This window comes from Pseudomonas sp. D3-10 (genome assembly GCF_051132175.1).
In the GTDB taxonomy this organism is placed as follows: domain Bacteria; phylum Pseudomonadota; class Gammaproteobacteria; order Pseudomonadales; family Pseudomonadaceae; genus Aquipseudomonas.
This window is the reverse complement of record NZ_CP071668.1, coordinates 5,247,738-5,266,640: the sequence shown is the minus strand read 5'-3', so window position 1 is coordinate 5,266,640 and position 18,903 is coordinate 5,247,738. Positions and strand designations below refer to the sequence as shown.

Here is an 18,903-nt window from a genome sequence, read left to right as displayed (position 1 = left end):
GAAATCCCCATGTTGCACATCTTCTGTCCTCACTGCGGCGAACTGCGCTCCGAAGAGGAATTCCATGCATCCGGCCAGGCGCATATCCCGCGTCCACTGGACCCGAACGCCTGCACCGACGAGGAGTGGGGCGACTACATGTTCTTCCGCGACAACCCTCGCGGCCTGCATCACGAGTTGTGGATCCATGCCGCCGGTTGCCGCCAGTACTTCAACGCGACCCGTGACACCGTGACCTACGAAATTCTCGAAACCTATAAGATCGGTCAAAAGCCGCAATTCACCGACAAGGCTGACAGTCCGAAAGCGGCCGCGCAGGCTCTGGGAGAGAAGGTATGAGCCAGATCAATCGCCTGTCCAACGGCGGACGGATCGACCGTAACAAAGTGCTGAGCTTCACCTTCAACGGCCAGACCTACAAAGGCTTCGAGGGCGACTCCCTGGCCGCCGCGCTGCTGGCCAACGGGGTCGACATCATCGGTCGCAGCTTCAAGTATTCCCGTCCGCGCGGCATTTTCGCCGCCGGCGCCGAAGAGCCGAACGCGGTGCTGCAGATCGGTGCCACCGAAGCCACCCAGATTCCGAACGTAAGGGCAACGCAACAAGCGCTGTACCAAGGCCTGGTCGCCACCAGCACCAACGGCTGGCCGAACGTGAACAACGACATGATGGGGATCCTCGGCAAGGTCGGCGGCAAGCTGATGCCGCCGGGCTTCTACTACAAAACCTTCATGTACCCGCAATCGTTCTGGATGACCTACGAAAAGTACATCCGCAAGGCCGCAGGGTTGGGTCGCTCGCCGACCGAGAACGATCCGGACACCTACGACTACATGAACCGTCACTGCGACGTGTTGATCGTCGGCGCCGGCCCTGCTGGTCTGGCCGCCGCACTGGCCGCGGCCCGCAGCGGTGCGCGCGTGATCCTGGCTGACGAGCAGGAAGAGTTCGGTGGCAGCCTGCTCGATTCCCGCGAGAGTCTGGACGGCAAGCCGGCGACCGAGTGGGTCGCTGCCGCGGTGGCTGAACTGCGCTCGATGCCGGAAGTGGTGTTGCTGCCTCGCGCCACGGTGAACGGCTACCACGACCATAACTTCCTGACCATCCATGAGCGCCTCACCGATCACCTGGGTGATCGCGCTCCGATCGGCCAGGTTCGCCAGCGCATCAACCGGGTCCGCGCCAAGCGCGTGGTGCTGGCGACCGGCGCCTGCGAGCGGCCATTGGTCTACGGCAACAACGACGTGCCGGGCAACATGCTGGCTGGCGCGGTTTCTACTTACATCCGCCGCTACGGCGTGGCGCCGGGCAAGAAACTGGTCCTGAGCACCAACAATGACCACGCCTATCGCGTGGCCCTGGACTGGTTCGACGCCGGCCTGCAAGTGGTAGCCGTGGCCGATGCCCGCAGCAACCCACGTGGCGCACTGGTGGAAGAAGCCCGCGCCAAGGGCATCCGCATCCTTACCGGCAGCGCCGTGATCGAAGCCCGTGGCAGCAAGCGCGTCACCGGGGCACGGGTTGCCGCGATCGATGTGCGCGCCCATACAGTCACCAGCCCCGGCGAATGGCTGGACTGCGACCTGGTGGCGAGCTCCGGCGGCTACAGCCCGGTGGTACACCTGGCTTCGCACCTGGGCGGCAAGCCGATCTGGCGTGAAGACATCCTCGGTTTCGTACCGGGCGAAGCTCCGCAGAAACGGGTGTGCGTCGGCGGTGTAAATGGCGTGTACAGCCTCGGCGATAGCTTGGCCGACGGTTTCGAAGGCGGCGTGCGCGCGGCCAGCGAAGCGGGTTTCAAGGCAGTGGAGGGCGTGTTGCCCAAAGCCCTGAGCCGTCACGAAGAACCGACCCTGGCGCTGTTCCAGGTGCCCCACGAAAAAACCACCGCTCGGGCGCCGAAGCAATTCGTCGACCTGCAAAACGACGTCACCGCCGCCGCCATCGAACTCGCCACCCGCGAAGGCTTCGAGTCGGTGGAACACGTCAAGCGTTACACCGCCCTGGGCTTCGGCACTGACCAAGGCAAGCTGGGCAACGTCAACGGCCTGGCCATCGCGGCCCGTTCGCTGAACGTGAGCATCCCGCAGATGGGCACCACCATGTTCCGTCCGAACTACACGCCGGTGACTTTCGGCGCGGTGGCCGGCCGTCACTGCGGGCACATTTTCGAGCCGGTGCGCTTCACCGCGCTGCATGCCTGGCATGTAAAAAACGGTGCTGAGTTCGAAGACGTCGGCCAATGGAAGCGCCCTTGGTACTTCCCGAAAAACGGCGAAGACATGCACGCCGCAGTCAAGCGCGAATGCAAGGCCGTGCGCGACAGCGTCGGCCTGCTGGACGCCTCGACCCTGGGCAAGATCGATATCCAGGGCCCGGATGCCCGTGAGTTCCTCAACCGCATCTACACCAATGCCTGGACCAAGCTCGACGTGGGCAAGGCCCGCTACGGCCTGATGTGCAAGGAAGACGGCATGGTCTTCGACGACGGCGTGACAGCCTGTCTGGCGGACAACCATTTCCTGATGACCACCACCACTGGCGGCGCGGCTCGTGTGCTGCAATGGCTGGAGATTTACCAGCAGACCGAATGGCCGGACTTGAAGGTGTACTTCACCTCGGTCACCGACCACTGGGCAACCATGACCCTGTCGGGGCCCAACAGCCGCAAGCTGCTGAGCGAAGTCACCGACATCGACCTGGACAAGGACGGCTTCCCGTTCATGACCTGGAAGGAAGGCCTGGTGGGCGGCGTGCCGGCGCGGGTGTTCCGTATCTCGTTCACCGGTGAGCTGTCATACGAGATCAACGTGCAGGCCGACTACGCCATGGGTGTGCTCGAGCAGATCGTCGAGGCCGGCAAGAAATACAACCTGACCCCGTACGGCACCGAGACCATGCACGTCTTGCGGGCTGAGAAAGGCTTCATCATCGTCGGTCAGGACACCGACGGTTCGATGACCCCGGACGACCTGAACATGGGCTGGTGCGTCGGCCGCACCAAGCCGTTCTCTTGGATCGGCTGGCGCGGGATGAATCGCGAAGATTGCGTGCGCGAAAATCGCAAGCAACTGGTGGGGCTCAAGCCGATCGACCCGAATGTCTGGCTGCCGGAAGGCGCCCAGCTGGTGTTCAACCCCAAGCAGGCGATCCCGATGTCGATGGTCGGCCACGTCACCTCCAGCTATGCGCATAACTCTCTGGGTTATTCGTTTGCGATGGGTGTGGTCAAGGGTGGCTTGAAGCGCCTGGGCGAGCGGGTGTTCGCGCCATTGGCCGACGGCCGGGTGATCGAGGCAGAGATCGTTTCTTCGGTGTTCTTCGATCCGAAGGGGGATCGGCAGAACATCTGATTGGCTTGAGATCCTGTGGGGCGCAATCGCGAGCAAGCTCGCTCCCACAGTTGATCGCGTAACCCTTGTGGGAGCGAGCTTGCTCGCGATGACGGCCTGAAGGTCGCCACAAGGTTGGCTCAATAGTATTCAGACAGGTGCTCCATATGACCGCAGTCAACGTGTACCAACAACGCCCAACCACCGGGGCCAAGGCCGAGTCGTCGCTGCACCATGCCGACCTCGCAAGCCAGGTGGGCAAGGGTCGCAAGAACGCCGGCGTGACCGTGCGCGAGAAAAAACTCCTGGGCCACCTGACCATTCGTGGCGATGGCCATGACCCAGCGTTCGCCGCTGGCGTGCACAAGGCCCTGGGCCTGGAATTGCCGGCCGCGCTGACCGTCGTCATCAAGGGCGAAACCAGCCTGCAATGGCTCGGCCCGGATGAATGGCTGCTGGTGGTGCCCACCGGCGAGGAGTTCGCCGCCGAGCAAAAGCTGCGTGAAGCCCTCGGCGACCTGCACATCCAGATCGTCAATGTCAGCGGCGGCCAGCAGATCCTCGAACTGTCCGGCCCGAACGTGCGCGACGTGCTGATGAAATCCACCAGCTACGATGTACACCCAAGCAATTTCCCGGTGGGCAAAGCCGTGGGCACGGTGTTCGCCAAGTCGCAACTGGTGATCCGCCATACGGCTGAAGACACCTGGGAACTGGTGATCCGCCGCAGCTTCTCCGACTACTGGTGGCTGTGGTTGCAGGATGCCGCGGCGGAGTATGGGTTGAGCGTGCAGGCCTGATACACAGAGGCTAAAGCTGAACACTGTTGTGGCGAGGGGATTTATCCCCGCTGGGCTGCGAAGCAGCCCCAAAAGCTTGATGTGATCAACCTGACACTCTGAAGTAGCAGGTCTAGGGGCTGCTCCGCAGCCCAGCGGGGATAAATCCCCTCGCCACAGGGGTTCTGTGCTTAGCGGGGGGATTTGTCCATAACAAACAGGAGTCACCGCAATGAGCCGCGCCCCAGACACATGGATCCTGACTGCCGATTGCCCCAGCGTGCTCGGCACGGTGGACGCGGTGACCCGCTTTCTGTTCGAGCAGGGCTGCTACGTCACCGAACACCACTCGTTCGACGACCGACTCTCGGCGCGCTTCTTCATTCGCGTGGAGTTTCGCCAGCCTGACGGTTTCGATGAGCAGAGTTTCCGCGCCGGCCTGGCCGAGCGTGCCGAAGCCTTTGGCATGGTCTTCGAACTGACCCCGCCCAACTATCGACCCAAAGTGGTGATCATGGTCTCCAAGGCCGATCACTGCCTCAACGACTTGCTCTACCGCCAGCGCATCGGCCAGTTGTCGATGGACGTAGTGGCCGTGGTGTCCAACCACCCAGACCTCAAGCCGTTGGCCGACTGGCACCAGATTCCCTACTACCATTTCCCCCTTGACCCGAACGACAAACCGGCCCAGGAGCGGCAGGTGTGGCGGGTGATCGAAGACACCGGCGCCGAACTGGTGATCCTCGCCCGCTACATGCAAGTGCTGTCGCCAGAGTTGTGCCGCAAGCTTGATGGCAAGGCGATCAACATCCATCACTCGTTGCTGCCGGGGTTCAAGGGTGCCAAGCCGTATCACCAGGCCTACAACAAAGGCGTGAAGCTGGTGGGCGCCACGGCGCATTACATCAACAACGATCTGGACGAAGGGCCGATCATTGCCCAAGGCGTGGAAGTGGTGGACCACAGCCACTACCCCGAAGATTTGATTGCCAAGGGCAGGGATATCGAAGGGCTCACCTTGGCCCGGGCGGTGGGGTATCACATTGAGCGAAGGGTGTTCTTGAACGCCAATCGCACGGTTGTTCTTTAGATTTTTTTGGGCCGCTTCGCAATTCATTCGCGAGCAGGCTCGCTCCCACAGGATCCGTGTCGTTCTACAGATCCTGCTGACACCCACGATCCACTGTGGGAGCGAGCCTGCTCGCGAAGAGGCCCTTACAGACAACACAGAAACAAGCCACAAGCACCAACCCGAGCAATCAACGCGCTGCCTGCCTGGGCAGCGCAGTTTCATAAAAACAACAGCGAGGTGAAAGCATGTCCGGTAATCGTGGTGTCGTGTATCTCGGCAACGGCAAGGTCGAAGTACAGAAAATCGACTATCCCAAAATGCAGGACCCGCGCGGCAGGAAGATCGAGCACGGCGTCATCCTGCGCGTAGTCTCCACCAACATCTGCGGCTCCGACCAACATATGGTGCGCGGTCGTACCACCGCCCAGACCGGGCTGGTCCTGGGCCATGAGATCACCGGTGAAGTGATCGAGAAGGGCAGCGACGTCGAGAACCTGAAAATCGGCGACCTGGTATCGGTACCGTTCAACGTGGCCTGCGGGCGCTGCCGTTCCTGCAAGGAAATGCACACCGGCGTCTGCCTGACCGTCAACCCGGCCCGTGCCGGCGGTGCCTACGGTTACGTCGACATGGGCGACTGGACCGGCGGCCAAGCCGAATACGTGCTGGTGCCGTACGCCGATTTCAACCTGCTGAAACTGCCGGATCGTGACAAGGCCATGGAGAAAATCCGTGACCTGACCTGCCTGTCCGACATCCTGCCCACCGGCTACCACGGCGCCGTCACCGCCGGCGTTGGCCCGGGCAGCACCGTCTACATCGCCGGTGCCGGTCCGGTTGGCCTGGCGGCCGCTGCGTCCGCTCGCCTGTTGGGCGCGGCCGTGGTCATCATCGGCGACGTGAATCCGGTCCGCCTGGCCCACGCCAAGGCCCAGGGCTTCGAAATTGCCGACCTGTCCCAGGACACTCCGCTGCATGAGCAGATCGCCGCGCTGCTGGGCGAGCCTGAAGTCGACTGCGCGGTCGACGCTGTAGGCTTCGAAGCTCGCGGCCATGGCCATGACGGCGTCAAGCACGAAGCCCCGGCCACCGTGCTCAACTCATTGATGGGCGTGGTCCGCGTCGCTGGCAAGATCGGCATCCCCGGCCTGTACGTCACCGAAGACCCGGGCGCGGTCGATGCCGCAGCGAAAATGGGCAGCCTGAGCATCCGCTTCGGCTTGGGCTGGGCTAAATCCCACAGCTTCCACACCGGCCAGACCCCGGTGATGAAATACAATCGCCAACTGATGCAGGCGATCATGTGGGACCGTATCAACATTGCCGAAATCGTGGGTGTGCAGGTCATCAGCCTGGACGACGCGCCGAAGGGGTATGGCGAGTTCGATGCGGGCGTGCCGAAGAAGTTTGTGATCGATCCGCACAAGTTGTTCAGCGCGGCGTAAGGTTGTAGGCAAGACGGAAAAAGGGCGGCAGTGGTGTCGCCCTTTTTATTCAGGACCCTGCGGTGTCAGGACCCGTTCGCAGAATTCGGGATAAAATCCCCGGGCACTGGGGCCACGGCAATATTCCTGGGCCCGGGTCAAGGCCTCGCGACTGAACACCATGCTTTGCGGCATGCTGGCAAAGGTCACGTAGCCGCCCTGTTGCGTCTTGATTGCGTCAAAACCCGGCATGTCGTAAACCAGTTCCACATCATCATCGACAAGCATCCGCGCCTTGATCGTGACGTGTGTGTATTGCTTGGCGCCGGGCGCGTTGTTGAGTGCGGCCAGGCCATGCCCAACCACGCGCAACATGTGCTCCACCCACGGTTCTGACGCCTGCGTGGCAGCGTCTGGACGGTAGAGGACGGTCAAGGATTGCTGGTTGCGGATGACTTCGGTAAGGGCCGGGTCCGAGCGTTTGATGCGATGTTCAACCGTCAGCCATGCCTTCTGCTCGTCACTGAGGTTGTCGGCAAGATCCGGATTCAAAGGGCCACGCTGGCATTCATTGACGCCCAGGACAATCAGCATGCCGGTCAGGATGACGGCGAGGGTGGCGCCACCGATTTATACATGCAGGCTCTGGTAAGAAGATGCCGCACTTTACGGTAACCCCAGCGGGAATGGCAGAGCAGGTTTGGAGTAGCGAAACTCGGACTACGTACCTGACCTTAATCAAAGCTGACTTGAAAATAATCGGCATTGATGAGTTGGCACTCGTTAACATCCTGGCTTTTACAGTTGTTGTTTATCCACGGCGAAAAGGTGGGTTCTTGAACGTGCGGATATTGCATGACCAGATTCATATCGCCATATCGGCATGTGATGGTGGTACGAATGGCAAGTTCTTCTTCGTCCTCGCTCTCTTCGTGCTGTACATATTCCGCGCCTTCGAATAACAGTTTTCTCGGGTTGACCAAATCCACGAGGTTTTCGCTCCGCCATTCGAACTCATCGTGCCCTTCGACAAAATAAACATCTTCTACCGCCTCGATGTTTCTGTGTATGTCCGTGGCCGCGGGGCAGGTTATTTCGCCAGCGTTAACCTGGCCAATAACCCCTAGCAATACCCCCACGCCGCCGGCTCGTATCTTAAACATGTCGCGCCTCCTGGCTCGGCCCATGGCTATTCTTACGGCTGTTTCCAGGTCGGGCTACTGTCAGAGTTGACAGTCCTTTATGTCAATCCGCAATTATGTATAGATATATATCGGCTCACTGCTCTAGCGTGAGATAAATACAAAAGAAATTGGAAGTTTCGGAGTTTGCTGTAGGAAGTTTCTCTGTTATGTAGAAACTTGTGAGCGATAGAAAAGCTATTCTTCAGCGGCGGCCAGCCTGGCTTTCCCGCAGTGCGGCTGGCGCAGGTGTTTGATGAAGGTGGCGACCTCGAAAATCCGCCACGGACTCATCAAAATCTGAGACTGAAATAATCGCTGCTGTTCCGAAATTGGCAAGCACGGGTGCCGAGGCTTGTGCAATGACCGTTCAATCCCGGTGTAAGGTAGTCAAGGGTAAGTTTCGTCTCGCAGTGCTGGTAGATCACGCTGACCTGTTGATATTCGTCAGGTTCCTGGATCGCGAATTCCGCTTCGTCGAATTGTAGTGACGCAGGGTTGAGCTCTTGCACGATGGTTTGGCTCTGCCAGTCAGGAGCATCCTGGATATTGACAGTTGCAGTGTCGTCCTGGAGTTGTGTCAACGCCGGACAAGAAGCTTCTCCAGCCTGAACATGGCCGATTATCAGCAGGATCATTCCCGCGCCGCCTCCAATGAAATATCGCATGTGCATGTCTCCAATTTAATTCTCGGCGACATCGTTACGGCTGTGTCCGGTGAGGGCTACTGTCAACCCTGACAGTTTTTTATCTCGATTTGGAACTACCCATGGCGTGATCTGATTTTTTCGCGATAAACCTCAATTCTCAGCTTAGAAGGTGTTACCCAAGCCGGCCTTCGCTGCGCAGCGCAGCAATACGCCGATCTTTTTCGGCCCACAGCAAGTTGACCCAGTCCTGGACGTGCTGGCGAAACACGGGGTCGTTCTCGTAATCGCCCTGCCATAGCGTCGGGTCCAGTTCGCGGGTCTGGATGTCGATGATGACCTTGGGCACCGCCCCGCTGATCAAGTCCCAAAAACCTGGAATCCGCTCTTGCGGGTAGACCACTGTTACGTCCAGCACCGCGTCCAGTTGCTCGCCCATCGCCGCCAGCACGAATGCCACCCCGCCGGCCTTGGGCTTGAGCAGGTGAGCGAAGGGCGATTGCTGCGCCTGGCTTTTGGCCGTTGTGTAACGCGTGCCTTCAAGGTAGTTCACCACAGTGACCGGTTGGCGCTTGAACAGCTCACAGGCGGCCTTGGTGATTTCCAGATCGCGACCAGCCAGTTCCGGGTTCTTCGCCAGGAAGGCCTTGGTGTAGCGTTTCATGAAGGGGTAATCCAGCGCCCACCAGGCCAAGCCAAGGAAGGGCACCCAGATCAGTTCCTTCTTGAGGAAAAACTTGAAAAAAGGCGTGCGCCGGTTGAGGGCCTGGACCAGGGCGGGGATGTCCACCCAGGATTGGTGGTTGCTGATCACCAGGTAGGAGGTGTCGCCGCGCAGGCCTTCGCCACCGCGAATGTCCCAGCGAGTGGGGATGCACAGGGCAAAGATCAGTTTGTCGATTTCAGCCCAGGTCTCGGCGATCCACATGACCGCCAACGAGGCGTAGTCGCGAAAACGCCCGGGCAGGACCAGTTTCAAGAGCGCAAATACCATGAGCGGTCCGAACAGCACCAAGGTGTTGAGCAGCAGCAACAGGGTGACGAGACAGCCGGTGAGCAGGCGGCGCATAGATGACTCTTGCAAACGGGTGGGCGGGCCATGATAAGCAGCTTCGAGCGACAGGCCAAATCGCGATGGACGAATGTTTCACCTTTTGTTCAATGGGCTGGATGTCCCGTAGCCATCCCTGTCGAAGTCAACCGAACGAATTCACCGACCACGGTCTAAAATCCCACTCCCACAATGGAAGCCTCCTACATGAAATCCGTTCTAGCCCTGCTTTCCCTGGTGGCCCTTCCAGTACTGGCCGCCGAACCCACCTTGTACGGGCGCTATGAATACATAGCGCTGCCGGAAATGGGCGGCGAAGTGCTCAAGGCGAAAATGGACACCGGTGCGCTGACCGCTTCGCTGTCGGCCAAGGACATCGAGACGTTTACCCGTGACGGCGATGACTGGGTACGGTTTCGCCTGGCAACCAAAGACGCGAGCAACAAGATCTATGAGCATAAGATTGCCCGCATCAGCAAGATCAAGACCCGTTCCGAAGAGGACGAGGACGACGATGAAAAGATCGCCCCGAGTAAACGTCCGGTGGTGGAACTGGAAATGTGCCTGGGTAACGTCAAGCGCACCGTCGAGGTCAACCTGACCGACCGCAGCAGCTTCAACTACCCGCTACTGATCGGCGCCAAGGCCTTGCGCGAATTCAAAGCGGCGGTCAACCCGGCACGGCGGTTTACAGCGGATAAACCGGACTGTTGATTTGCGCGATTGACGTGCCCCGAGGCTTGGGGCACCGTTCCGGCAACTTTCCTGTCGGGCTCGGACGCCATGCCTCATATTCTGATTGTCGAAGACGAAGCCGCCATTGCCGATACGCTGGTGTTTGCCCTGCAGGGCGAAGGCTTTGACACCACTTGGCTGAGCCTTGGCGCAGCTGCCCTCGAGCACCAGAAAAACACGCCGGCGGACCTGATCATTCTCGATGTAGGCCTGCCGGATATCAGTGGTTTTGAGACGTGTAAGAATCTCAGACGTTTCAACGACGTCCCGGTCATCTTTCTTACAGCTCGGGACGGCGAGATTGATCGGGTGGTGGGCTTGGAGATTGGTGCCGACGACTACGTGGTCAAACCCTTAAGCCCTCGGGAAGTGGCCGCCAGGGTCCGCGCCATCCTCAAGCGAGTGGCGCCGCGACCGATCGCCGAAACGGGGACAGCGTTGTTCCAGGTCGACCCTGATCGCGTGCAGATCAACTATCGCGGCAAACCGCTGAACCTCACGCGCCACGAGTTTCGCTTGTTGCACTGTTTGCTGGACCAGCCCGAACGGGTCTTCAGCCGCGAACAGTTGCTCGATGCCCTGGGCGTGGCCAGCGACGCCGGTTACGAGCGCACGATCGACAGTCATATCAAGAGCCTGCGTGCCAAACTGCGCCTGGTCCGGGCCGAGGCCGAGCCGATCCAGACTCATCGGGGGCTCGGCTACAGCTACAGCCCGGGGCACAGCTGATGTCACTGGGCATTCGTATCTTCCTTGCCTATGTGTTGTTTATTGGCTTGGCCGGGTATTTCGTGCTCAACACGGTCATGGAGGAAATCCGCCCCGGTGTGCGCCAGTCCACCGAGGAAACCCTGGTGGACACGGCCAACCTGATGGCTGAGATCCTGCGGGACGATTTCAAGGCCGGAACGCTTAGCCAGAACCGCTGGCCGCAACTGCTCAAATCCTATGGTGAGCGCCAGCCGGCCGCGACAATCTGGGGGCTGCCGAAAAACCAGGTCAGCCACCGCATCTACGTCACCGACGCCAACGGCATCGTGGTGCTCGATTCCAGCGGCGCGGCAGTGGGGCAGGACTATTCGCGCTGGAACGACGTCTACCTGACGCTGCGCGGTCACTATGGCGCCCGTTCGACCCGCAGCGATCCGGATGACCCGGCGTCTTCGGTGATGCACGTCGGGGCGCCGATCCGTGACAACGGCCGGATCATAGGCGTGGTGACGGTGGCCAAGCCCAATAGCTCCTTGCAGCCTTACGTCGACCGCACGGAACGGCGTTTGCTCGCCTACGGCGCCGGTCTGATCGGCCTTGGCCTGTTGCTCGGCGCCTTGCTGTCGTGGTGGCTCAGCGCGGCATTGCGGCGCTTGACGGCTTATGCCCAGGCGGTCAGCCAGGGCCGTCGGGTGGAGGTGCCGCACTATCGCGGCGGCGAGTTCGAACAATTGGCGGGGGCGGTGGAGCATATGCGCACCCAGCTTGAAGGCAAGGCGTATGTCGAGCGATACGTACATACCCTGACCCATGAACTCAAGAGTCCGCTGGCGGCGATTCGCGGCGCCGCCGAGCTGCTGCAGAGCGACATGCCGGCCGCCCAGCACCAGCGTTTCGTCAGCAACATCGACAGCGAAAGCGTGCGGATGCAGCAGTTGATCGAGCGTTTGCTCAACCTGGCCCAGGTCGAGCAGCGGCAAGGCCTGGAGGAAGTGGTAGCGGTGCCGGTGGCGGCGTTGATGGAGGAGCTGCTGGAAGCACGCGGCGGCTGGATCGAAAACCGGCATTTGCGCATCGAGCGGCACATGGCGCCTGACCTGACGTTGACGGGGGAGGCGTTCTTGCTGCGCCAGGCTCTGGGCAACCTGCTGGAAAACGCCTTGGACTTCACGCCCGCCGAAGGCCTGCTGCGGATCAGCGCCGAGCGCATCGGCACCTGTGTCGAAATCCGCCTGTTCAACCAGGCTGAACCGATTCCCGACTATGCGCTGCCTCGTTTGAGCGAGCGTTTTTACTCGTTGCCTCGCCCGGGTACTGGTCGCAAGAGCACGGGCCTGGGGCTGAACTTCGTCGAGGAAGTGGTGCAGTTGCATGGCGGGGCGTTCGGTATCGGCAATGTCGAGGGCGGGGTGGAGGTGGTGCTGCGGTTGCCCTGAGACCACGTTCTTGGCAATGAAATACAGTTGTGGCGAGGGAGCTTGCTCCCGCTGGGCTGCGTAGCGGCCCCGTTTGCGACTGCTTCGCAGCCGAGCGGGAGCAAGCTCCCTCGCCACAGGTTTCTCTTTGGGTCGGATAACTTCTACTCTCCACACAATCTCCACATTCCACCCATAAACCTCCCACACAGGCACGCCAGACTCTTCCTCATTCGAACAGGGAGAGCCTCACATGAACCGCAGTCTCGCTATAAAACTGGGCATGATTGCCCTCTTGATCCTCTTGCTGATGATTCCGTTGTTGATGATCAGCGGCCTTATCGATGAGCGCCAAGAGCTGCGCGACGGGGTGCTGCAGGACATCGCCCGCAGTTCCAGCCACAGCCAGCAACTGATCGGGCCGATGATCGTCGTGCCGTTTCGCAAGGACGTGAAAGTCTGGAATACCAACGAAAAGACGGGCGTGCGTTTCCTGGAGACCGTCGAACGAAGTGGTGAGTTGTACTTTTTGCCGGAGCAATTCGAACTCGACGGCCAGGTGCGCACCGAAACCCGCGCCCGGGGTATCTACGAGGCGCGCTTGTTTCACGCTGACAATCGGATCGATGGGCGCTTCAAAGTGCCGGAGCGTTATGGCGTCGCCGCGAAGGATTTCGCCGACTATCGCTTTGACGAGCCGTACCTGAGCGTCGGTATCAGCGACATTCGCGGCATCGAGAATGCCTTGACCCTGACGTTGAACCAGCAGACCGTCGACTTCCTTCCCGGCTCGCGGCTTGGCTGGCTTGGGCAAGGCGTGCATGTACCGCTGCCCATGATCACCGCCCAAGGCAGCCCCGAGCTGACCTTCGGTTTCGACCTGCGCCTGCAAGGTACCGGTGAATTGCAGATCCTGCCGGTGGGCAAGTCCACCAAGGTGCACCTCTCCGCCGACTGGCCGCACCCCAGCTTTATCGGCAACTACCTGCCGGTCGATCGCGAGGTCAACGAGCAGGGCTTCAGTGCCGATTGGCAGACCTCGTTTTTCTCCACCAACCTCTTGGAAACATTGCAGGCATGCGAGCCCAGCGATGGCTGCGAAGCATTCCGCAGCCGTGCATTCGGCGTGAGTTTCGTCGATCCGGTGGACCAATACCTCAAGAGCGATCGGGCGATCAAATACGCGCTGCTGTTCATTGCGCTGACGTTCGCCGGGTTCTTCCTCTTCGAAGTGCTCAAGAGCCTGGCGGTGCACCCGGTCCAATACGCACTGGTGGGCGTGGCCCTGGCCTTCTTCTATCTATTGCTGTTGTCGCTTTCGGAACACATAGGCTTCACCCTGGCGTACCTGGTCTCGGCCAGTGCCTGCGTGGTGTTGATCGGCTTTTATGTCTGCCATGTGCTGCGCAGCGTCAGCCACGGCCTGGGTTTTTCAGCCGGGTTGGCGGGGTTGTACGGTTTGCTCTATGGGTTGCTAAGCGCTGAAGACTACGCGCTGTTGATGGGCTCGCTGCTGCTGTTCGGCCTGCTCGGTGTGTTCATGGTGTTGACCCGCAAGTTGGACTGGTACGGCGTGGGCGCGAAGCCTGTTGCGGCGATGAGCTTCGATCTGGGAGAGGTGAAATGAGTCGGTCGCTGGGGTTGCGGGAGGATCAGTGGTTGGGAGAGCTGCTGGTGAAGCGAATTGCTGGGTTGTTTCCGATGGATCCGGAGCGCGGCCTTCGCGAGCAGGCTCGCTCCCAAAGGGACCACACGATCAATGGGGGGCGAGCCTGCTGGCGAAAAAGTCGTGATATTCAGTAAAAATTAAACCCTGGGCACCGTCTCGAGCATCGAAGGCCGCAAGCTCACCTCGGCAAACCACGCCGCCAGCTGGGGATTGGACTTGCGCCATTCCAGGTCCGGATGGCGCAGGTCCAGGTAACCCAGGGCGCAGGCGACGCTGATGGAGGCGATGTCGAAATGACAGGCCAGTTCGGCAATCGCCTCGGCTTCGAGCAGGGCCACGGCACGGCGAATCTTGTCCCGTTGCGCATCGAGCCATTCGGCCCAGTGTTTTTCCGTGGGGCGCAGCGCGGTCTCGTAGCGGATCATCACCGCCGCGTCCATGATCCCGTCGGCCAGGGAGGCCAAGGTCAAGCGCCGCCAGCGGGCCGCGCCCTCGCGGGGGATCAGCGGGTTGCCGACATGCTGGTGATCGAGGTAATCAAGGATGACGCGGCTGTCGTGGATCACCGTCCCGTTGGCCAGGCGCAGGGCCGGGATCTTGCTCAACGGGTTTTCTTCGATCAGCGCCCGGTCGGGCTTGACCGGCGTGAGTTGACTCAACTGCAACGCCACACGGTCCTGCTGGCCGGTTTCGTGCAGCAGCACCAGCACCTTGCGGACGAAGGGGGACGCGGGGTTGTGGAACAAGGTCATGCTGGGGCTGGACATGCAGAGATCCTCGATGGGGCGGGCTGGGGCTTAGCCTAGACAGTTGCACGGCGGCTGGCGAGTATCGATTGCTCCCACAGGTTTATTGCGCGCTGGAATTATCGGCGCTTGAACAAACCCCAGGTCCCCAGCACCGTCGGTACGCCCAAGCCCACCCAACTCACCGCATCCCACGCGCCATCGCCCAACAATGCTGAAAACAGCCCCGCCGCGCTCAAAGCGCCGATGACCACGGGGATACCAAACACCTTCCAGAAATTAGACTGCCGAGGCCTCACGCTTCGACCTCCGCGCCGACGATTGCGCGCTTGGCGGCCTTGCGCCGAACCACCCACAGATAAACACCACTGCCCAGGACGATGATGGTCAGGATGTCCAGGGTCGCCCAGAAGATCTGCATTGGCCGGCCACCGTAGTCGCCGAAATGCAAGGGCAGGGACAGGCTCATCATGTCCATGTACCAGGGCCGTTCGGCCACGGCGGTGACGTCCAGGGTGCTGGCGTCGATCAGTACAGGCGTCAGCAGATGAGAGGTCAGGTGAGTGCTGCCTTTCATGAACACGCTGTAATGGTGCTCGCTGGAAAACAGCGTGCCGGGGAAGGCGATGAAGCTCGGCTCCATGCCGGGAGCGACATCCTTGGCAATGTCCAGCAAGCGGGTTGCCGGGGCCAGCTCGGTCAATGGTGGCGCGTTGCGATAGGGCTCGACCATGGCGCTGAGGCTATCGTTGCGCCATGCGGCAATGATCAGGTCGGCGCAGGCGGCGATCACGCCAGTCACGCCGACGGTCAGCGCCCAGACCAGGGTGACCACACCGATCAGGTTGTGCAGGTCGAGCCAGCGCAGGCGCGTGGATTTGTCCTGGCGCACCGTGGCGAACTTCAAGCGGCGCATGAATGGCAAATACAGCACCACGCCGGAGACGATGGCGATCACGAACAGCAAACCCATGAACGCCAGCAGCAACTTGCCCGGCAAACCGGCGAACATGTCCACGTGCAGGCGCAGCATGACCATCATGAAACCGCCGTTGGCCGAGGGCATTTCCAGGGCTTCGCCCGTGCGTGCATCGAGCATGAACGTGTGGGAGGAGTTGGGTTCGGTGCCCGGCGTCGGCGCCATGATGGTGATGATGCCGTTGGGGTCGTCCTCGTCCCAGCCAAAATACTGGACCACCTCGCCCGGACGATGGGCCTTGGCTTTTTCCACCAGTTGTTGCAGGTCCAGCGGCGGCGTGCCGGCCGGCATCTCCCGCAGCTCTGGCGCATCGCCCAACAGGTGCTCGATCTCATGATGGAAAATCAACGGCAACCCGGTGATTGCCAACATCAGCAGGAACACCGTGCAGATCAGGCTGGTCCAGGTGTGGACGAAGGACCAGCGGCGGATGGTTTTGCTTTTCATGATCGATCCGAATGCTGAAGGGCGACGATGCTTGAGGTCGTTCAGCCAACCGTGAAACCTACGGGAGCCAGCTTGTGTGGGAGCGAGCTTGCTCGCGAAAGCGAAGTGTCAGTCAAGATCAACGCAGCTGACTCACCGCCATCGCGAGCAAGCTCGCTCCCACAAAGACTCGTCCCACAGGCATTTCATCTGACTGATTGAGCTCAGTTGCAGGTGCCCTCAAAGAGGTTTGCGCAAATGCTAACCGTTTACCATTTGTAATTCACGCTGGCGACGACGTTGCGTTGGTCGCCGTAGTAGCAATAGAAACCATCGCAGGTGGACAGGTAGTCCTTGTTGAAGATGTTTTTCGCGTCCACTGCCACCGTGACGCCCTTGAGCGTCTTGTTCAAACGGCCCAGGTCGTAGTGGGCCGAGGCGTCGTACACCGTGTAGGAGCCGACGTGACCCCAATCGGTGTTGGTGGTGTTGCCATAGGTGTCGCCGACATAACGCACGCCAGCCCCCACGCCGAACCCGTCCAGAGGGCCGTTATGCCAGGTGTAGTCGGCCCATGCGGTGGCCTGGTTACGCGGTACCTGGGCCATGCGCTTGCCTTCTTCGGCCGCGGCGCCCTTGGTGATTTCGCTGTCGTTGTAGGTGTAGGAACCGACCAGTTTCAGGTTGTCGGTGACGTCGCCGGACGCTTCCAGTTCCAGGCCACGCACGCGGACCTCGCCCACCTGCCGGGTGATGTTGTTCTCCGTGACGGAGTTGTTTTGCTGAGTCAGGTCGAACACCGCGGCGGTCAACAGGGTTTTGGTACCCGGTGGCTGATATTTGATGCCGACTTCGTACTGCTCGCCTTCAGTTGGTTTGAACGAGTCAGTGCTGTTGACGGCTGAGCCCGCCACGGCCTGGAACGACTGGGCGAAGGAAACGTACGGTGTCACGCCGTTATCGAACACATAGCTCAATGCGGCGTTGCCGCTGAATTTCTTGTCGCGCTGGGTGTTGGTCGCGTCGTTCTGGTTGTGGAAAACGGTGCCGGTGTGAATCCAGTCCTCACGGCCGCCAAGGGTCAGGCGCCAGTTGTCCAGAGCGATCTGGTCTTGGATGTACAGGCCAGTCTGGTGGGTTTTTTGGTTGTAGTGGTACATGTCGAAATACTGGACGTTGGAGAAGTCCTGTCCGTAAGTCGGGTTGTTGACGTTGCTGGTGGGCACACCACCAGAACCCCAGCGCCAGCGAGCGTTGCTATTGGAGCGCTGGTGGTCCAGGCCCAGCAGCAGCGTGTGGCTCAAGGCTGCGGTCTGGAAATCGGCCTGGAAATTGTTATCCACGGCGTATTGGCTGATGTCTTCATCAACAATACTGGCGCTGCGCCTGACGGTGCCATCGGCGCTCACGGATTCGTCCGGGCCATCTGGGAAAAAAGCCCCACCGGCGGAGATGCCCTGAAATTCCAGATCGCTCTTGGTATAGCGCAGATTCTGGCGGAACTGCCAGGTGTCGTTCAGGCGATGCTCGAAGTTGTAGCCCAGCGCATAGTAGGTGCGATCGTAGAACTCCCAGTCCGGATCACCCAGGTTCTTGTGATGAGAAATCTTGCCCGCCGGCGAGGCCAGCTTTGTGCCTTGCAGCGGCAGGAATTGCCCAGTGATACCCGTGTCATCGCGGGTGTATTGCGACAGGAAGGTCAGGCGAGTGTCGTCGTTGATATTCCACGTCAGGCTTGGAGCAATGTTGTAGCGTTTGTCCGGGATGTGGTCGACCTGGGAGTTGCTGTCGCGCACCGTGCCGCTGAGTCGGTACAGGAACTGGCCTTCGTCATCGACTTTGCCAGTGCTGTCGAAGTTGATCTGCTTGTGCTCGTAGCTGCCGGCCTGCAATTGGACTTCATTGCTGCTTTCAGCCTGTGGGCGGCGGCTGACCATGTCGAGCATGCCGCCGGGGGGCGTCTGGCCGTAGACCGAGGAAGCAGGGCCGCGAAGCACCGCGATGCGCTCAAGGTTCCAGGGTTCGATTTTCGTCGTGATGTAGTTGCCCTTGGGCAGCGGCAGGCCATCGAGGAATTGCGTTGGCACGAAACCGCGCACCAATAGCCAATCGTTACGCGAGTCCGAACCGTAGCCGCTGCTCTGCACGCCGGCGGTGTAGCGCAGCGCGTCATTGAGGTTGAGGACGGAGCGGTCTTCCATCTGCTGGCGCGTGACCACCGAGACCGAGCGTGGCAGCTCGACTATCGGGGTATCGGTCTTGGTGCCGGCGGCGGTGCGGGTCACAGCGTAGCCCTCGCTAGGCCCCCATGCCGTTTCGCTGATTCCCGCGCCGATCACGCTGGTTTCCGGCAGCACCATGACGCCTTCGGGCACGGCCACCAGGCTGTAAGTGCCGGCGCTGCTTTGTTCCAGTTGCAGGCCGGTACCGCGCAAGGCCTCGCGCAAGGCGCCGGTGGCGTCGAATTGGCCCTGGACCGGGGCCGAGGTCTTGCCCGACGCCAATGACGGGTTCAGGCTCAAGGCGAGACCGGCCTGGCTGGCGATCTGATTCAGGGTGCTGGCCAATGGCGCCGCGGGCAGATTGTAGGCACGAACGCCAGATGCCTGTTCGGCGGCGAGCAACGGGCCGCAGGCCAACGGGGTGCTCAAGGCAATGGCAACGGCCAATAGACTGGGGCGCAACAGGGTCTCAAACGGACGGGACATACGGCGGCTCCTGAATGGAAATATTTCT

Annotated in this window: 17 protein-coding genes; 9 read left to right on the top strand and 8 right to left on the bottom strand. The window is 60.7% G+C overall.

Annotated elements, in window-relative coordinates; translation table 11 throughout:
• Positions 1 to 9 precede the first annotated feature (9 nt).
• The 5 genes from J3P90_RS23925 (at position 10) to fdhA (ending at position 6,628) form a co-directional block, all read left to right on the top strand.
• Entirely contained in the window at positions 10 to 339 is a 330-nt protein-coding gene (locus tag J3P90_RS23925; protein WP_434561923.1) for a sarcosine oxidase subunit delta, read from the top strand.
• Complete coding sequence (locus J3P90_RS23920) at positions 336 to 3,353, top strand: sarcosine oxidase subunit alpha (protein ID WP_420764935.1); 3,018 nt, start codon at positions 336 to 338, stop codon at positions 3,351 to 3,353. Before J3P90_RS23925 ends, J3P90_RS23920 begins: the two co-directional genes overlap by 4 nt.
• Before the next feature lie 146 nt (positions 3,354 to 3,499).
• A complete protein-coding gene (locus tag J3P90_RS23915; protein ID WP_420764934.1) occupies positions 3,500 to 4,132 on the top strand; it encodes a sarcosine oxidase subunit gamma in 633 nt (210 codons plus the stop codon).
• A gap of 211 nt (positions 4,133 to 4,343) precedes the next feature.
• The gene (gene purU, locus J3P90_RS23910; protein ID WP_434675486.1) at positions 4,344 to 5,201 is read left to right on the top strand and encodes a formyltetrahydrofolate deformylase; all 858 of its coding nucleotides are present in this window, start codon (positions 4,344 to 4,346) and stop codon (positions 5,199 to 5,201) included.
• A 227-nt stretch (positions 5,202 to 5,428) separates the two neighbouring features.
• Complete coding sequence (fdhA, locus tag J3P90_RS23905) at positions 5,429 to 6,628, top strand: formaldehyde dehydrogenase, glutathione-independent (protein WP_039590652.1); 1,200 nt, start codon at positions 5,429 to 5,431, stop codon at positions 6,626 to 6,628.
• Positions 6,629 to 6,673: 45 nt separating this feature from the next.
• Here fdhA and J3P90_RS23900 read toward each other — a convergent pair whose 3' ends face one another.
• The 4 genes from J3P90_RS23900 to J3P90_RS23885 all read right to left on the bottom strand — a co-directional run bounded on the left by J3P90_RS23900 (position 6,674) and on the right by J3P90_RS23885 (position 9,504).
• Positions 6,674 to 7,201 (bottom strand): hypothetical protein, encoded by a 528-nt coding sequence (locus J3P90_RS23900; RefSeq protein ID WP_434675485.1) that lies wholly within the window; start codon positions 7,199 to 7,201, stop codon positions 6,674 to 6,676.
• A 140-nt stretch (positions 7,202 to 7,341) separates the two neighbouring features.
• Positions 7,342 to 7,770 carry a DUF3757 domain-containing protein gene (locus J3P90_RS23895; protein WP_420764930.1) on the bottom strand — a complete coding sequence of 143 codons (429 nt, stop codon included), beginning with the start codon at positions 7,768 to 7,770 and terminating at the stop codon, positions 7,342 to 7,344.
• A 311-nt stretch (positions 7,771 to 8,081) separates the two neighbouring features.
• Positions 8,082 to 8,456 carry a hypothetical protein gene (locus J3P90_RS23890; RefSeq protein ID WP_434649831.1) on the bottom strand — a complete coding sequence of 125 codons (375 nt, stop codon included), beginning with the start codon at positions 8,454 to 8,456 and terminating at the stop codon, positions 8,082 to 8,084.
• A gap of 154 nt (positions 8,457 to 8,610) precedes the next feature.
• Complete coding sequence (locus J3P90_RS23885; protein ID WP_434609142.1) at positions 8,611 to 9,504, bottom strand: acyltransferase; 894 nt, start codon at positions 9,502 to 9,504, stop codon at positions 8,611 to 8,613.
• Positions 9,505 to 9,693: 189 nt separating this feature from the next.
• On the opposite strand from J3P90_RS23885, the gene J3P90_RS23880 reads away from it, so the two are divergent.
• The 4 genes from J3P90_RS23880 to creD all read left to right on the top strand — a co-directional run bounded on the left by J3P90_RS23880 (position 9,694) and on the right by creD (position 13,974).
• The gene (locus J3P90_RS23880) at positions 9,694 to 10,200 is read left to right on the top strand and encodes an ATP-dependent zinc protease family protein (RefSeq protein ID WP_420764927.1); all 507 of its coding nucleotides are present in this window, start codon (positions 9,694 to 9,696) and stop codon (positions 10,198 to 10,200) included.
• Between the two features lie 69 nt (positions 10,201 to 10,269).
• Complete coding sequence (gene creB / locus J3P90_RS23875; protein ID WP_434675484.1) at positions 10,270 to 10,950, top strand: two-component system response regulator CreB; 681 nt, start codon at positions 10,270 to 10,272, stop codon at positions 10,948 to 10,950.
• Positions 10,950 to 12,368: a two-component system sensor histidine kinase CreC gene (creC, locus tag J3P90_RS23870; RefSeq protein ID WP_434675483.1), complete on the top strand. Its 1,419-nt coding sequence runs from the start codon at positions 10,950 to 10,952 to the stop codon at positions 12,366 to 12,368. The genes creB and creC overlap by 1 nt, the downstream gene beginning before the upstream one ends.
• Positions 12,369 to 12,600: 232 nt before the next feature.
• Positions 12,601 to 13,974, top strand: a complete 1,374-nt coding sequence (gene creD, locus J3P90_RS23865; protein ID WP_420764924.1) for a cell envelope integrity protein CreD — start codon at positions 12,601 to 12,603, stop codon at positions 13,972 to 13,974.
• Positions 13,975 to 14,153: 179 nt separating this feature from the next.
• Here the strand turns inward: creD and J3P90_RS23860 are convergent, their stop codons facing one another.
• The 4 genes from J3P90_RS23860 to J3P90_RS23845 all read right to left on the bottom strand — a co-directional run bounded on the left by J3P90_RS23860 (position 14,154) and on the right by J3P90_RS23845 (position 18,875).
• On the bottom strand, positions 14,154 to 14,783 hold the full coding sequence (locus tag J3P90_RS23860) for a glutathione S-transferase (protein WP_434561937.1): 630 nt from the start codon (positions 14,781 to 14,783) through the stop codon (positions 14,154 to 14,156).
• Between the two features lie 98 nt (positions 14,784 to 14,881).
• The gene (locus J3P90_RS23855) at positions 14,882 to 15,061 is read right to left on the bottom strand and encodes a hypothetical protein (protein ID WP_420764922.1); all 180 of its coding nucleotides are present in this window, start codon (positions 15,059 to 15,061) and stop codon (positions 14,882 to 14,884) included.
• A complete protein-coding gene (locus J3P90_RS23850) occupies positions 15,058 to 16,188 on the bottom strand; it encodes a PepSY-associated TM helix domain-containing protein (protein ID WP_434675482.1) in 1,131 nt (376 codons plus the stop codon). The genes J3P90_RS23855 and J3P90_RS23850 overlap by 4 nt, the downstream gene beginning before the upstream one ends.
• A 248-nt stretch (positions 16,189 to 16,436) precedes the next feature.
• Positions 16,437 to 18,875, bottom strand: coding sequence for a TonB-dependent siderophore receptor (locus tag J3P90_RS23845; protein ID WP_434561941.1), 2,439 nt, complete (start codon positions 18,873 to 18,875; stop codon positions 16,437 to 16,439).
• Between the last annotated feature and the right edge of the window lie 28 nt (positions 18,876 to 18,903).

Coding starts and splice junctions, on each gene's coding strand:
- J3P90_RS23915 (WP_420764934.1), top strand. CDS start 3,500: ATGACCGCAGTCAACGTGTACCAACAACGCCCAACCACCGGGGCCAAG.
- purU (WP_434675486.1), top strand. CDS start 4,344: ATGAGCCGCGCCCCAGACACATGGATCCTGACTGCCGATTGCCCCAGC.
- J3P90_RS23885 (WP_434609142.1), bottom strand. CDS start 9,504: ATGCGCCGCCTGCTCACCGGCTGTCTCGTCACCCTGTTGCTGCTGCTC.
- J3P90_RS23920 (WP_420764935.1), top strand. CDS start 336: ATGAGCCAGATCAATCGCCTGTCCAACGGCGGACGGATCGACCGTAAC.
- J3P90_RS23850 (WP_434675482.1), bottom strand. CDS start 16,188: ATGAAAAGCAAAACCATCCGCCGCTGGTCCTTCGTCCACACCTGGACC.
- J3P90_RS23860 (WP_434561937.1), bottom strand. CDS start 14,783: ATGTCCAGCCCCAGCATGACCTTGTTCCACAACCCCGCGTCCCCCTTC.
- creC (WP_434675483.1), top strand. CDS start 10,950: ATGTCACTGGGCATTCGTATCTTCCTTGCCTATGTGTTGTTTATTGGC.
- J3P90_RS23900 (WP_434675485.1), bottom strand. CDS start 7,201: ATGCTGATTGTCCTGGGCGTCAATGAATGCCAGCGTGGCCCTTTGAAT.
- fdhA (WP_039590652.1), top strand. CDS start 5,429: ATGTCCGGTAATCGTGGTGTCGTGTATCTCGGCAACGGCAAGGTCGAA.
- J3P90_RS23845 (WP_434561941.1), bottom strand. CDS start 18,875: ATGTCCCGTCCGTTTGAGACCCTGTTGCGCCCCAGTCTATTGGCCGTT.
- creD (WP_420764924.1), top strand. CDS start 12,601: ATGAACCGCAGTCTCGCTATAAAACTGGGCATGATTGCCCTCTTGATC.
- J3P90_RS23890 (WP_434649831.1), bottom strand. CDS start 8,456: ATGCGATATTTCATTGGAGGCGGCGCGGGAATGATCCTGCTGATAATC.
- creB (WP_434675484.1), top strand. CDS start 10,270: ATGCCTCATATTCTGATTGTCGAAGACGAAGCCGCCATTGCCGATACG.
- J3P90_RS23925 (WP_434561923.1), top strand. CDS start 10: ATGTTGCACATCTTCTGTCCTCACTGCGGCGAACTGCGCTCCGAAGAG.
- J3P90_RS23880 (WP_420764927.1), top strand. CDS start 9,694: ATGAAATCCGTTCTAGCCCTGCTTTCCCTGGTGGCCCTTCCAGTACTG.
- J3P90_RS23895 (WP_420764930.1), bottom strand. CDS start 7,770: ATGTTTAAGATACGAGCCGGCGGCGTGGGGGTATTGCTAGGGGTTATT.